Here is a 13,931-nt window from a genome sequence, read left to right on the forward strand (position 1 = left end):
CAGCACAGGTATGTCCACCCCACTCAAGCACGAGGTCCTGATCATCGGCGGCGGCACCGCCGGTGTCACCGTCGCGGCCCGGTTGCTGCGCAAGCACTACACCGACGTCGCGATCATCGAACCGTCCGACAAGCACTACTACCAGCCGTTGTGGACCCTGGTGGGCGGTGGGCAGGCGACGGCCGCCGAAACCGAGCGTGCCGAAGCGTCGGTGATGCCGCGCGGCGCGACCTGGATCAAGAGTGCGGTGACGTCGGTCAACCCGGACGCCAACACGGTCACGTGTGCCGATGGCGTGACCTACTCCTACGACGTCCTGGTGGTGGCCCCGGGTATCCAGCTCGACTGGGAACGCACCGAGGGCCTGACCGACACGCTCGGCAAGGACGGTGTCTCGTCGAACTACCGCTTCGATCTCGCCCCGCGCACATGGGAATTCATCCGCAACACCCGATCCGGGACCGCGGTGTTCACCATGCCGTCCGGGCCGATCAAGTGCGCCGGCGCACCCCAGAAGATCGCCTACCTGGCCTGCGACCACTGGCGGCGTCAGGGCGTACTCGACAACATCGACGTGCACCTGGTGGTCCCGACCCCGCGGATATTCGGCATCCCCGCGATCGCCGACAACCTGGACAAGGTCATCGCCGACTACGGCATCACGCTGCACACCGGAAGTGAAGTGCAGTCCATCGATTCGGCCGCTCGCAAGGTGACGATGACCAACGTTGCGGAGGGAATCGAAACCACGCTGCCCTACGACGTACTGCACGCGGTCCCGCACCAGTCGGCGCCGGACTGGATCAAGACCAGCCCGCTGTCCACCAGCCACGTCGGCGGAGACGCCAACGGTTATGTCGACATCGACAAGCACACCATGCAGCACGTGCGTTATCCGAACGTGTTCGCACTCGGCGACGCGGGATCGTCTCCCAACTCGAAAACCGGTGCGGCCATTCGCAAGCAGGCTCCGGCGGTGGTCGAGAACATCGGCGCGGTGCTGAGCGGACGCCCGCTCACCGGGTCCTATGACGGGTATGCGTCCTGCCCGATCGTCACCTCCGCGCACGACATGCTGCTGGCGGAGTTCGACTACGACTTCGCCCTCAAACCGTCCTTCCCCCTACTCGATCCGGTCAAACCGCACCGGCCGTACTGGTACCTGAAGAAGTACGGGCTGCCCGCCATGTACTGGAACCTCATGTTGAAAGGTCTTGCCTGATGTCCTCCTCGTCGATCATTGACGCCGCCGAACTGAACGAGCTGAAGCAGGCCGGTGCCGGCCCACGGCTCATCGACGTCCGCACGCCCGGCGAGTTCGAAACCGCCCATATCCCTGGCGCTTACAACGTTCCGCTGGATCTGCTGCAGGAACATCGCGACGAGATCGCCCAGCACCTCGACGAGAACGTCGTGCTGATCTGTCGCTCCGGTCAGCGGGCGGGCACCGCCGGCGAGACCCTGCGTGACGCCGGCCTGCCGAACGTCTCGATCCTCGACGGCGGCATGACCGCCTGGCAGGACAAGGGGTTCGGGGTGCGTCGTGGCGCGCAGCGCTGGGACCTGGAACGTCAGGTTCGCCTGGTAGCGGGTTCGATCGTGCTGAGCAGTGTCCTGGGCAGCATCGCGGCCCCCAAGCTGAAATGGGTCGCCGCGGCGATCGGCACCGGATTGACGACGGCGGCACTGACGAACACCTGTGCCATGGGGATGATGCTGGCGAAACTGCCTTACAACCGGGGCGCGTCCTGTGATGCCGACAGCGTCGTCGCGCAGTTGATCGGCTCCAAACAAGCACATTCGGGCGCGTTGGCATGATCGCCCTGGCTGTCGCGCTGGCCGTCCTGGTCGGGGTGTCACTCGGACTCCTCGGCGGGGGCGGCTCGATCCTGACCGTTCCGCTGCTGGCCTATGTGGCCGGCATGGAGGCCAAGCAGGCGATCGCGACCTCGCTGCTGGTCGTCGGGGTGACCAGCGCGGTCAGCACCTTGTCGCACGCGCGCGCCGGCCGGGTGCAATGGCGCAGCGGCCTGATGTTCGGGGCGGCCGGCATGGTCGGCGCGTACCTGGGCGGGCTGCTGAGTTACGTCGTGGCCGGATCGGTACTGCTGATCGCGTTCACGGTGGTGATGATTGCCACGGGTATCGCAATGATCAAGGGCCGCACTGCCTGCGAGCCGACGACGCGACCGATGCCGGTCGCCAAGGTTCTGCTCATGGGGCTGGGGGTCGGGGTGGTGACCGGCGCCGTCGGAGCCGGCGGCGGATTCCTCGTGGTACCCGCCTTGGCACTGCTCGGCGGGCTGCCCATGCCCGTCGCGGTGGGTACCTCGCTCCTGGTGATCACGATGAACTCGGCCGCTGGTCTGGCCGGACACCTGAGCACCGTGCCGATCGACTGGACGATTGCCGGCGCGGTCACCGCCGCGGCGGTGCTGGGCAGCCTGCTCGGCACCCGCCTGATCGCGCACGTCGACCCCGACGCGGTACGCCGGGCCTTCGGCTGGTTCGTGCTGCTCATGGCGTCGCTGATCCTCGGCCAGGAAGTCCATCCTGCCGTCGGGCTCACGGCAGCCGGCCTGACCGTGCTGGCCGGCCTCGGCAACCTGAGCTGCGCCCGGCTCGGATGGTGCCCATTGCGGTGGCTTTTCGGCCCACCAGCTGCGACAACATGACCATGCGCACATACCCCCGAGGGTATGATGGAACTAATCGGACCCAACTTCGATCCCAATATTCAAGGTGGACAACATGATCTGCGACGAAGAATCGATCGCCGCCATCCTCAACCGGCTGCGGCGTGCACAAGGACAGCTTTCCGGCGTCATCGCCATGATCGAGCAGGGCCGCGACTGCAAAGATGTCGTGACCCAGCTCGCCGCGGTGTCCCGCGCGTTGGACCGCGCGGGATTCAAGATCGTCGCAACCAGTCTGCGCGAGTGCATCACCGGCGAGAGCGACGAACCGATGGACGTCGCCGAGCTGGAGCGGCTGTTCCTGACCCTGGCATGACGGGATGGTGCTGACCGCCTAGCTGACGGTCAGCGCCTCATCCTCGTCACTGCTCTTCTCAGCATCGTCGCCAGACTCCTTGTTGCTCAACGGAATCTGTAGTCCCCCGGCGATCTGAGGAACCCGTGTCGCGCGCACATAGACGGTGTCACCCTCGCGCAGTCCGAGCGCCTCTGCGTCGCCGCGGGTGATCTGCGCGGTGAACGGCACATGGGTTGCGGCGCCGGTCAGTTCGACCCGCACCTCGAAGCCGAGCATCACGATCCGGTCGATGGTGGCCCGCAGCACTCCGGTGGCCTCGGCCGTGCCGTCACCGGCGGCAACGGCCAGCTCCGGGTTGCGTCCGACCCGAATATCGTGCGGGCGCACCAGGATCCCGTTCAGCTCCGAGACCGCACCGAGGAACGACATCACGAATGCGTTCGCCGGCTCGTCGTAGACCTCGGTCGGCGAACCCACTTGCTCGATGCGCCCCTTGTTGAGCACCGCGATCCGGTCCGCCACATCGAGCGCCTCGGCCTGATCGTGGGTCACCAGCACCGTGGTCACGTGCACCTCGTCGTGCAAGCGACGCAGCCACGTGCGCAGGTCGTCACGCACCTTGGCATCCAGCGCCCCGAACGGCTCGTCGAGCAGCAGCACCTGCGGGTCCACCGCCAACGCCCGCGCCAGCGCCATGCGCTGACGCTGACCGCCGGAGAGCTGGTTGGGATAGCGGGTCTGAAAACCAGCCAGCCCCACCACCTCCAGCAGATTGTCGACCTTCTCCTTGACCTCGGCCTTGGGACGCTTACGGATCTTGAGGCCGAATGCCACGTTGTCGCGGACGGTCAGGTGCTTGAACGCCGCATAGTGCTGGAACACGAATCCGATATCGCGGCGCTGCGGCGGTATTCCGGTGACGTCGCGCCCGTTGATGGTGATGGTCCCGGTGTCGGGCTGATCCAGGCCCGCGATGGCGCGCAGCAGGGTGGACTTGCCCGAGCCGCTCGGGCCCAGCAGTGCGGTCAACGAACCGGACGGCACCTCGAAGTCGATGTTGTCGAGCGCCGCAAAATCGCCGTAATGCTTGTTGGCGCCCCGAACCACGATCGCGTCGGTCATAGCTCTTGTCTCCTTCTCGGGCCTACTGCGCGGCCTTGATGCGGCGTCGGTCGAGGATCACCTGGACAACCAGGACGATCACGGCCACCGCCATGAGCAAAGTCGAGATGGCGTACGCCCCGTACACCGAGTCGGCGGTGCCGCGGTTGTAGCGGTCGGCCACCAACAGAGTCAGGGTCTGGGAGGTGCCCGGCAGGTTCGAGGACACCATGATCACCGCACCGAACTCCCCCAGCGTGCGGGCGATGGTCAGCACGATCCCGTACGTCAGGCCCCACCGGATGGACGGCAGGGTGATCCGCCAGAACGTCTGCCACCAGGTCGATCCCAGTGTGGCGGCGGCTTCCTCCTGGTCGGTGCCGATCTCGTGCAACACCGGTTCGACCTCGCGGATCACGAACGGCACCGTGACGAAGATGCTGGCCAACACGATGCCGGGGAACCCGAAGATGATCTTGAATCCGAGGTTGTTCTCTACGAAGCCGAGCAGCCCGGCCGAACCCCACAGCAGGATCAGTGCGACACCCACCACCACCGGCGACACCGCGAACGGCAGGTCGACGACCGCCTGCAGGGCGCTCTTACCGCGGAACCGGTTGCGCGCCAGCACCAGAGCCGTGGGAACACCGAACAAAACGTTCAGCGGCACCACGATCGCCACCACCAGTAGCGACAGCTGCAGCGCCGAGATGGCGGCGGGCGTACCCACCGATGTGAAGAACGCCCCGACGCCAGAGCCGAAGGTACGCCACAGGATCAGCCCGACCGGCACCACCACCAGCACCGCCACATAGGCCAGCGCCAGAAAGCGCAGTAGGTAGCGCACCCGGGGTGAGAGCGTCATGCCGAAAGCTCCTCACGTTTGGCTGCCCGCGAACCCACCGCGCGCAGCACCAGCAGCACCAGGAACGAGATCAGCAGCAGCACAATGGAGATCGCCGCGGCACCGGTGCGGTCGTCGTTCTCGATCAAGGTCCGGATCCACTGCGAGGACACCTCGGTCTCGCCGGGAACGGCACCACCGATCAACACGACCGAGCCGAACTCACCGATGGCACGGGAGAACGCCAGTCCCGCGCCCGACAACAGAGACGGCAGCAACGCCGGCAGGATCACCTTCAAGAAGATCACCCGGTTGCTGGCGCCCAGCGAGGCGGCCGCCTCCTCGGTCTCCTGGTCGAGCTCGAGCAGCACCGGCTGCACCGAGCGCACCACGAACGGCAATGTGACGAACAGCAGGGAGACACCGACGCCCCATTTTGTGTGCTGCAGGTGCAGCCCGACCGGACTCGCCGGACCGTACAGCGCCAGCATCACCAGGCTCGCCACGATCGTCGGCAGCGCGAATGGCAGGTCGATCACCGAGTCGACCAGCCGCTTGCCGGGGAAGTCGTCGCGAGTCAGCACCCAGGCCACGATCAGGCCGAAGAAAATGTTCACCACTGTGACGCCGGCCGAGATGGTCAGCGTCACCCGGAACGATTCCAGCGCCGCGTTGGAGGTGACGGCCAGCCAGAAGGCGTTCCACCCGCCGCCGGCCGCCTGCCAAAGGATCGCCGCCAGCGGCAGCAGCACGATGACACTCAGCCAGATCGACGCCGCCCCCACGCGCAGCGAGGTGCTGCCGTAGCGGCCGCGCCGCGCGCCGGGGGTGGGATCCCCCGGCGCGGGCGCAGCCGAATCGGTCTGGACTACAGAAGTCATCCAGTCGCCTGCTTGTAGATCTTGGTGATGGAGCCGTTCTCCTTGTCGAACAACGCCGGGTCGGTCTCTTTCCATCCGCCGAGGTCAGCGATCGTCCACAGCTTCTCCGGCGTCGGGAAGTCCTTCGCGAAGTCCGCCGCCACCGCCGGGTCGACCGGACGGAAGCCGGACTCGGCCCACAGCTTCTGACCTTCAGCGGTGAACAGGAAGTTCTCCAGGGCCTTTGCCTTGTCAGCGTGGGCGCTGGTCTTGACGACGGCCACCGGGTTCTCGATCTTGAAGGTCTGCGGCGGATTCACGTGCTCGACGTCCTTGCCCTGCCGCTCGATGTTGATCGCCTCGTTCTCGTAGCTGATCAGCACGTCGCCGGTGCCCTGCAGGAACACATCGGTGGCCTCACGGCCCGACCCCGGGCGGGTCTTGACATGCTCGGTCACCAGCTTGTTGACGAAGTCGAGGCCGGCCGCAGAATCCTTGCCGCCGTTACTCTTTGCGGCATACGGGGCCAGCAGGTTCCACTTGGCCGAACCCGAACTCAGCGGGCTCGGGGTGACCACCTCGAGCCCGGGCTGCAGCAGGTCATCCCAGTCCTTGATGCCCTTGGGGTTACCCTTGCGCACCACCAATGACACCACAGAACCGAACGGGACGCCCTTCGTATTGCCTGCGCTCCAGTCATCGGCCACCTTGTCGGCCTTGACCAACCGGGTGATGTCGGGTTCCACCGAGAAGTTCACGATGTCGGCCGGTTTGCCGTCCGCGACCGCTCGGGACTGGTCGCCCGACGCGCCGTACGACGTCGTCACCGCAACGCCCTTGCCCTCCTCGCTGGCGGCGAATGCCGGGATGACCTTGCTCCAGCCCGGTTCGGGCACTGCGTAGGCGACGAGTGTCAGCGTGGTGTCGGCGCCCGCGGCACCATGGTCACCGCCGGCGACATCGCTGGCGCCGCCACCGCAGCCGACGGCGAGCACGCCGGTGGTGGCCAGGACGGTGGCAGTTCGCCAGAACTTGTTGGACTTGTAAATGGGCACTGAGGACCTTTCTTGCGGACAGCGGACATTACGAGGTCCGTCATGCGGAAAGGCAAGGGAGGCGAGGGACTCGAGAAAAGAGCATCCGGGCACAGAACCGCCACCGACACCAAACCGCGGACGGGTTGGAGTCAGCGACAACAGGCGACGTCAGCAACAGCGCATGAACCCACGGCAATGAGAGCCAAGACATGGCTCTCGGTCTTGCCGGACGCTGAATACATGGCGCGAAGAATAGCAGAGTCCCGGCATCGCGCCCGTCGAGCGATCCGTGTCCGGAGTCAGCGGGTCAGCAACCACATCACGATGACCAGGACAACCAGCAGAATCAAGATCAACGTGACACGTGAGCGCGGCATACCGTTCACTCCGATTCCACCTCGTCCACCGGGGCGTGGCGCAGCCGGTGCAACCCGGTGATTCCCCAGCCCAGCGCGCCGTCGAGCAGCACCGCGCTGCCATATGCCAACGCCAGCACCACCGGCATCACCACCGCGGTCTGCACGACGAACGGCAGCCCGGTCAGCCACAGTTCGACGCCGTCCCACCAGTTCAGGATTGCCGCCATGGGGCAAGCCTAGGCGATCGCCGACGGCACCCTGTGATCATCCCGTCGCACCCGTAACGTCCGACACGCGTGTCTTGGGTAGACGGCACCTGTATCCGCAGATGATGATGTCCGCATGGTTCTGCAGCACACCGAGCCCACGGATGTCGTCACGGCACTCGACAAGACTCCTGATACTCCGAAGGCACCGGAGGCGCCGCTGACGGCGACCGCCCCGGTGCCCTACTCGTCGGGCGCGTCGCTGCGGAACCCGTTCCCACCGATCGCCGACTACGGCTTCCTGTCCGACTGCGAGAACACCTGCCTGATCTCCTCGGCCGGGTCGGTGGAGTGGCTGTGTGTCCCCCGGCCCGACTCCCCCAGCGTGTTCGGCGCGATCCTGGACCGCAACGCGGGCCACTTCCGGCTCGGCCCCTACGGCGTGACCGTTCCGTCGGCGCGGCGCTACTTGCCGGGCAGCCTGATCCTGGAGACCACCTGGCAGACCCACACCGGCTGGCTGATCGTGCGCGACGCGCTGGTGATGGGTCCGTGGCATGACATCGACGCCCGTTCACGCACGCACCGACGCACCCCGATGGACTGGGATGCCGAGCACATCCTGCTGCGCACCGTCCGCTGTGTCAGCGGCACCGTCGAACTGGTGATGAACTGCGAGCCGGCATTCGACTACCACCGCGTCAGCGCGTCATGGGAGTATTCCGGCCCGGCCTACGGCGAAGCCATCGCACGCGCCACCCGCAACCCGGACTCGCACCCCACGCTGCGGCTCACCACGAACCTGCGGATCGGTATCGAGGGCCGCGAGGCGCGCGCCCGCACCCGGCTCACCGAGGGCGACAACGTGTTCGTCGCACTGAGCTGGTCCAAACATCCCGCCCCGCAGACCTTCGAAGAGGCCTCGGACAAGATGTGGAAGACCAGTGAGTCGTGGCGGCAGTGGATCAACATCGGCGATTTCCCCGATCACCCGTGGCGGTCGTACCTACAGCGCAGCGCGCTGACGCTCAAGGGCCTGACCTACTCGCCGACCGGCGCCCTGCTGGCCGCCCCCACCACGTCACTGCCGGAAACCCCTCAGGGCGAACGTAACTGGGACTACCGCTACTCGTGGATCCGGGACTCCACGTTCGCGCTGTGGGGTCTGTACACACTCGGGCTGGACCGGGAAGCCGACGATTTCTTCTCGTTCATCGCCGACGTGTCGGGTGCGAACAACGGTGAACGCCACCCGCTGCAGGTGATGTACGGCGTCGGCGGTGAACGCAGCCTCGTCGAAGAAGAACTGCACCACCTCTCGGGCTATGACAACGCCCGGCCGGTGCGCATCGGTAACGGTGCCTACAACCAGATGCAGCACGACATCTGGGGCACCATGCTCGATTCGGTGTACCTGCACGCGAAGTCGCGCGAGCAGATCCCCGAAGCGCTGTGGCCCGTGCTGAAGAACCAGGTCGAAGAAGCCATCAAGCACTGGAAGGAACCCGACCGCGGGATCTGGGAGGTGCGCGGCGAACCGCAGCACTTCACCTCCAGCAAGATCATGTGCTGGGTGGCTCTGGACCGCGGATCGAAGCTGGCCGAACTGCAGGGTGAGAAGAGTTATGCGCAGCAGTGGCGCGCGACCGCCGAGGAGATCAAGGCCGACATCCTGGCCCGCGGCGTCGATTCCCGCGGTGTACTGACCCAGCGCTACGGCGACGACGCGCTGGACGCATCGCTGCTGCTGGCGGTGTTGACGCGGTTCCTGCCCTCGGACGACCCGCGGGTGCGGGCCACGGTGCTGGCAATCGCCGACGAACTCACCGAGAACGGCCTGGTGCTGCGCTACCGCGTCGAGGAAACCGACGATGGCCTGTCCGGCGAAGAGGGCACCTTCACCATCTGTTCGTTCTGGCTGGTCTCGGCCCTCGTCGAGATCGGCGAGGTGAGCCGGGCCAAGCATCTGCTGGAGCGGTTGCTCTCGTTCGCCAGCCCGCTGCACCTGTACGCCGAGGAGATCGAGCCGCGCACCGGCCGGCACCTGGGCAACTTCCCCCAGGCGTTCACCCACCTGGCCCTGATCAACGCCGTGGTGCACGTCATCCGCGCCGAGGAGGAGTCCGACAGTTCCGGGGTCTTCCAGCCCGCCAACGCGCCGATGTAGCTCCTACGCGTCAGGCGCTGCGGGTCAGCAGACCTGCCGATGCTGCGTCGAACCGGACGTCGAACTCGACCTCCAACTGGGCCGAGGTCACCAGTACCACCGGTGTGAGTCCGCTGGCCCCATCCTGGGCGATTCCGGTGATCACGCGGCCGCCGAATCCGTCCGGGGTGGCGGGGACGCGAACGGTGACCGTGAGCTGGTCGACGCCCGTCGGCACCCGCAGGAAGAACTCGTCTCGGGGTTGCACCGCGCCGCCGAGTTCCCGGCCGGCGCGATCGACGACGGCCCCATGCGACACCGTGAGCGCCGCGCTGTCGGTGGCCCGCAACCTGAACGGCCCGATCAGCCCGGCCTCGACCACTGCGTCGTCGGCCGACAACGCGGGGGGCGTCGTGGCGCGCCGGGCCGCCCGGGCCCCGGCGGTCAGGTAGTTGTACAGGTGCACCACCCGGTCGGAGTTTGCGTAGTTGCCAGATCCGTTGAGCCAGAACCGGATATCGGTGATTCGAACCAGCGCGTCACTGTCCGCCAGGACGGCCAGCCGGTAGTACCGGTAGCCCTGCGGGCCGCGGCCGGGCCGGGTCGAGGACACGGTGCTGCCGACCCCGAGGGTCCGGCGATGCGTGCCACGACCGGCGGCGACATTGAGCCCCGAGGCCGCCACGTCCTCCCACCGCACGCCGTCGGGCGACTTCTGCAACACCAATGACACCGCGGCCGTCGATTCCAATTCGACTGTGTAGCCGCCCAACTGGGGAGCCCCGTCGAACTCGAACACGATGCCGTCAGCATCGGGGTGTGCCCTCGCCGGCTCGTTACGCGGCCGGTTGTCCAGCGCCAGCCCGTTGGTGAACAACCAGATGGCCGCCTGAGTGGCCGCGATCGCCTCATGTTCGGCCAGGTTGGCCGCACCGAGCGGCACCCCGGCCGCCCGTACCCGGCGGCTCAGTTCGGCCGTGCCGAGGGTCGGAAAGGAGTTGCGGACGATCCAGTCCACCTCGGCCTCAAAGGACCGAGCACGCAGGTTGCGCACCGCTGACCAGGTGGCGGCCCGATAGCGCGACGGCCGGGTCGGTGCGATGCCGGCGAAGTCCAGCGAGTAGGCCTCGACATTCGGATTCAGCCTGATCAGATCGGTGCGCGCCGACGTGCCGTCGGTGAACACCACAGTGTCCACGGTGTGCGAATAGGTGCCACCGCGGTACCGCGTCAGCGGCGCCGGATCGGTCCGCCGGGGGCGGATCCGGGTACGCACAGCGACCGGCGAATCCGCCGGGGAACCGACTCTGGAATCAGCAAGAGACAGGACAGACATGAGGGGTTGACTTTCTTGAAGGCCGGATACGCGCGCATCAACGCACCGCGAGAAAGCGGGCGGACGACGCAGAGGAAGGCGTCAGAAAATCAACAACAACAACGCACGTCGAGGCAGCGCACGGTGCCGAAGCGCAGCGATGCGACGTGTTGCATGCGGCCCACCATACGGCAAGTGGGTGGCAATGCCCAGTTCACGCCGTGGTGACAGGTTTGAATCGTCCGCGCGCTAAACACTGTCGTGGATAGATTTTGGCCGTATCGTTGCCGCCCACACCCACATTGACCGGCTGGAGGTAGGACCACGTGACGTCCGCACAGAACGAATCGCAGGCACTCGGCGATCTCGCCGCGCGCCAGCTGGCGAACGCGACGAAGACCGTTCCCCAGCTGTCGACCATCACGCCCCGATTCCTGCTGCACCTGTTGAGCTGGGTGCCGGTCGAGGCCGGTATCTATCGGGTCAACCGCGTGGTCAATCCTGAGCAGGTCGCGATCCACTCGGAGGAAGGCGCAGGCACCGAGGAGCCGCTGCCCGAGACCTATGTCGACTACGAGACCAACCCGCGCGAATACACACTGCGCTCCATCTCGACCCTGCTCGACGTGCACACCCGGGTGTCGGACCTGTACTCCAGCCCGCACGATCAGGTGGCCCAGCAGCTGCGCCTGACCATCGAGACGATCAAGGAACGCCAGGAGTTCGAGCTGGTCAACAACCCGGAGTACGGGTTGCTGTCGCAGGTGACACCCGAGCAGACCATCCAGACCCTGCGCGGCACGCCCACGCCCGACGACCTGGATTCGCTGATCACCAAGGTGTGGAAGACCCCGGCGTTCTTCCTCACCCATCCACTGGGCGTGGCGGCATTCGGCCGCGAGGCCACCCGCCGCGGAGTTCCGCCGCCAGTGGTCAGTCTGTTCGGCGCCCAGTTCATCACCTGGCGCGGCATCCCGATCGTGCCGTCGGACAAGATTCCCGTCGAGGACGGCAAGACCAAGTTCATCCTGGTGCGCACCGGTGAGGAGCGTCAGGGCGTGGTGGGTCTGTTCCAGCCGGGGCTGGTCGGCGAGCAGGCACCGGGTCTGTCGGTGCGGTTCACCGGTATCAACCGGTCGGCGATTGCGTCCTACCTGGTGACCCTGTACTCGTCGCTGGCCGTGCTCACCGACGACGCGCTGGCGGTCCTCGAGGACGTCGGAGTGGACCACTTCCATGAGTACAAGTGAGCACCGCTCGCTGGATGCCGAAAGTGACCTGCCGATAAGCGAAGCCGAACTGTCGGCGCTGGCCAGCCAGTTGTTCGCGACGAGCATCCGGCCCGGGCCCGACAGTCCGCCGTCGGCCACGCAGGTGGCTCCGCGCGGAGTCGCTCCGGACGTCACCTCGGCGTCATCGGCGGGCGCCGCCGCGGCCGGCCTGGCGCACCCGGCGACTCCGGCCGAATTCGTTTCGGTGCCCGGGGTTTTCGTTCCGGCACCGAGCACGCCTGAGCCCGAAGGCATTCCGGGCGTCGTCCCCGTCGCGCCCCGCGGTAGTGCGGCCAGGCCCATCGCACCCATCGGTGGCCTGGAGGCGTTCGCGGTTCCCACGGGCCTGGTCCCGACGGTGCCCGGCGTGCTGGCGAGCACTCCCCCGGCGGCGCCGGTGGCACCTCGCGGGTCGGCGCCGACGTGGCCGGGCGCGGTCCCGACGGTGCCGGATCTGGCCTGGTCCGGATCGCCGGCACCATCCGAGGATGCAGGCGGCTACTACTTTCTGCAGCCTTCGGCTGAACCTGTTGCAGCCGAGCCGGTTCCGGTCATCCATGACGACCACGAGATCTTCGACGTCAACGCCATCCGGGCGGACTTCCCGATCCTGCGTGAGACCGTCAACGGCAAACCGCTGATCTGGTTCGACAATGCGGCCACCACCCAGAAACCGCAGTCGGTCATCGACCGGCTGTCGTACTTCTACGCGCACGAGAACTCCAACATCCACCGGGCCGCACACGAACTGGCCGCCCGGGCCACTGACGCCTACGAGGACGCCCGCGAATCGGTGCGCCGGTTCATCGGGGCTTCCAAGGCCGAGGAGGTCATCTTCGTCCGCGGCACCACCGAGGCGATCAACCTGGTGGCCTACGCGTGGGGCGGCAAGCATCTGGGTCCGGGCGACGAGATCGTCATCACCCATCTCGAGCACCATGCCAATATCGTTCCGTGGCAGCTCATCTCGCAACAGACGGGCGCGGTGCTGAAGGTGGCGCCGGTGGACGACGCGGGTAATCTGCTGCTCGGTGAGTTCGAGGATCTGCTCGGACCCCGGACGAAACTCGTTGCCGCCACGCAGGTGTCCAATGCACTGGGCACGGTGACCCCGGTCAAGACCATCGTCGAACTCGGCCACCGGTACGGGGCCAGGGTGCTGATCGACGGCGCCCAGTCCATCCCCCACATCCCGATCGACGTGGCCGAACTCGGGGCCGACTTCTTCGTGTTCTCCGGCCACAAGATCTACGGACCCACCGGAATCGGTGCCCTTTACGGCCGCGAGGACGTGTTGGCCGAGACCCCGCCGTGGCAGGGCGGCGGCAACATGATCGCCGACGTCACCCTGGACCGGTCCTTGTATCAGGGACCGCCGAACAAATACGAGGCCGGCACCGGCAACATTGCCGATGCGGTCGGGCTCGGTGAGGCGCTGCGCTACGTCGAGCGCGTCGGTATCGAACGCATCGCTGCCTACGAACATGCCCTGCTCGAATACGCCACCCCGCGGTTGGCCGCCATCCCGGGTGTGCGCCTGGTCGGAACTGCCGACGAGAAGGCGAGCGTGCTGTCGTTCGTGCTGGCCGGGCATGAGCCGCTGGAAGTGGGCAAGGCGCTCAACGCCGAGGGCATCGCAGTACGGGCCGGGCATCATTGCGCCCAGCCGATCCTGCGCCGCCTGGGCCTGGAGGCCACTGTGCGGCCGTCATTCGCGTTCTACAACACCTTCGAGGAGATCGACGTGTTCATCGACGCGGTGCGCCGCATCGCCGAGGGCAGCACCTAGCTGTACCCA

General features: G+C 66.7%; 14 protein-coding genes. 7 read left to right on the plus strand and 7 right to left on the minus strand.

What is annotated here, in order from left to right:
• Positions 1–10: 10 nt before the first annotated feature.
• From AB0I14_RS17970 to AB0I14_RS17985, 4 genes are all read left to right on the plus strand, one after another.
• A complete protein-coding gene (locus AB0I14_RS17970) occupies positions 11–1,222 on the plus strand; it encodes an FAD/NAD(P)-binding oxidoreductase (RefSeq protein ID WP_358024069.1) in 1,212 nt (403 codons plus the stop codon).
• Positions 1,222–1,818 carry a rhodanese-like domain-containing protein gene (locus AB0I14_RS17975; protein ID WP_358024071.1) on the plus strand — a complete coding sequence of 199 codons (597 nt, stop codon included), beginning with the start codon at positions 1,222–1,224 and terminating at the stop codon, positions 1,816–1,818. Before AB0I14_RS17970 ends, AB0I14_RS17975 begins: the two co-directional genes overlap by 1 nt.
• On the plus strand, positions 1,815–2,675 hold the full coding sequence (locus AB0I14_RS17980; protein WP_358024074.1) for a sulfite exporter TauE/SafE family protein: 861 nt from the start codon (positions 1,815–1,817) through the stop codon (positions 2,673–2,675). The genes AB0I14_RS17975 and AB0I14_RS17980 overlap by 4 nt, the downstream gene beginning before the upstream one ends.
• A 76-nt stretch (positions 2,676–2,751) precedes the next feature.
• On the plus strand, positions 2,752–3,012 hold the full coding sequence (locus AB0I14_RS17985; protein ID WP_358024078.1) for a metal-sensitive transcriptional regulator: 261 nt from the start codon (positions 2,752–2,754) through the stop codon (positions 3,010–3,012).
• Between the two features lie 18 nt (positions 3,013–3,030).
• On the opposite strand, the gene AB0I14_RS17990 is transcribed toward AB0I14_RS17985, so the two are convergent.
• The 6 genes from AB0I14_RS17990 to AB0I14_RS18015 all read right to left on the minus strand — a co-directional run bounded on the left by AB0I14_RS17990 (position 3,031) and on the right by AB0I14_RS18015 (position 7,422).
• A complete protein-coding gene (locus AB0I14_RS17990) occupies positions 3,031–4,116 on the minus strand; it encodes a TOBE-like domain-containing protein (RefSeq protein WP_358024081.1) in 1,086 nt (361 codons plus the stop codon).
• 22 nt (positions 4,117–4,138) lie between these two features.
• Positions 4,139–4,960, minus strand: coding sequence for a sulfate ABC transporter permease subunit CysW (cysW, locus tag AB0I14_RS17995; RefSeq protein ID WP_358024084.1), 822 nt, complete (start codon positions 4,958–4,960; stop codon positions 4,139–4,141).
• Positions 4,957–5,820, minus strand: coding sequence for a sulfate ABC transporter permease subunit CysT (gene cysT / locus AB0I14_RS18000; RefSeq protein WP_358024087.1), 864 nt, complete (start codon positions 5,818–5,820; stop codon positions 4,957–4,959). The genes cysW and cysT overlap by 4 nt, the downstream gene beginning before the upstream one ends.
• Positions 5,817–6,848: a sulfate ABC transporter substrate-binding protein gene (locus AB0I14_RS18005; protein WP_358024409.1), complete on the minus strand. Its 1,032-nt coding sequence runs from the start codon at positions 6,846–6,848 to the stop codon at positions 5,817–5,819. The genes cysT and AB0I14_RS18005 overlap by 4 nt, the downstream gene beginning before the upstream one ends.
• Before the next feature lie 137 nt (positions 6,849–6,985).
• Positions 6,986–7,078: an Ms4533A family Cys-rich leader peptide gene (locus AB0I14_RS18010; protein WP_358024091.1), complete on the minus strand. Its 93-nt coding sequence runs from the start codon at positions 7,076–7,078 to the stop codon at positions 6,986–6,988.
• A gap of 140 nt (positions 7,079–7,218) precedes the next feature.
• Positions 7,219–7,422 carry a hypothetical protein gene (locus AB0I14_RS18015; protein ID WP_358024094.1) on the minus strand — a complete coding sequence of 68 codons (204 nt, stop codon included), beginning with the start codon at positions 7,420–7,422 and terminating at the stop codon, positions 7,219–7,221.
• A gap of 115 nt (positions 7,423–7,537) precedes the next feature.
• On the opposite strand from AB0I14_RS18015, the gene AB0I14_RS18020 reads away from it, so the two are divergent.
• The gene (locus AB0I14_RS18020) at positions 7,538–9,568 is read left to right on the plus strand and encodes a glycoside hydrolase family 15 protein (RefSeq protein ID WP_358024097.1); all 2,031 of its coding nucleotides are present in this window, start codon (positions 7,538–7,540) and stop codon (positions 9,566–9,568) included.
• Between the two features lie 10 nt (positions 9,569–9,578).
• On the opposite strand, the gene AB0I14_RS18025 is transcribed toward AB0I14_RS18020, so the two are convergent.
• Positions 9,579–10,883 (minus strand): thioester domain-containing protein, encoded by a 1,305-nt coding sequence (locus tag AB0I14_RS18025; RefSeq protein ID WP_358024101.1) that lies wholly within the window; start codon positions 10,881–10,883, stop codon positions 9,579–9,581.
• A gap of 305 nt (positions 10,884–11,188) precedes the next feature.
• Between AB0I14_RS18025 and AB0I14_RS18030 the strand changes: the two genes are divergently transcribed.
• On the plus strand, positions 11,189–12,112 hold the full coding sequence (locus tag AB0I14_RS18030; protein WP_358024104.1) for a family 2A encapsulin nanocompartment shell protein: 924 nt from the start codon (positions 11,189–11,191) through the stop codon (positions 12,110–12,112).
• On the plus strand, positions 12,099–13,922 hold the full coding sequence (locus tag AB0I14_RS18035; RefSeq protein ID WP_358024107.1) for a family 2A encapsulin nanocompartment cargo protein cysteine desulfurase: 1,824 nt from the start codon (positions 12,099–12,101) through the stop codon (positions 13,920–13,922). Before AB0I14_RS18030 ends, AB0I14_RS18035 begins: the two co-directional genes overlap by 14 nt.
• The last annotated feature ends 9 nt before the right edge of the window (positions 13,923–13,931 follow it).

It is taken from the genome of Mycobacterium sp. NPDC050441, from assembly GCF_040655355.1.
Lineage (GTDB): Bacteria > Actinomycetota > Actinomycetes > Mycobacteriales > Mycobacteriaceae > Mycobacterium.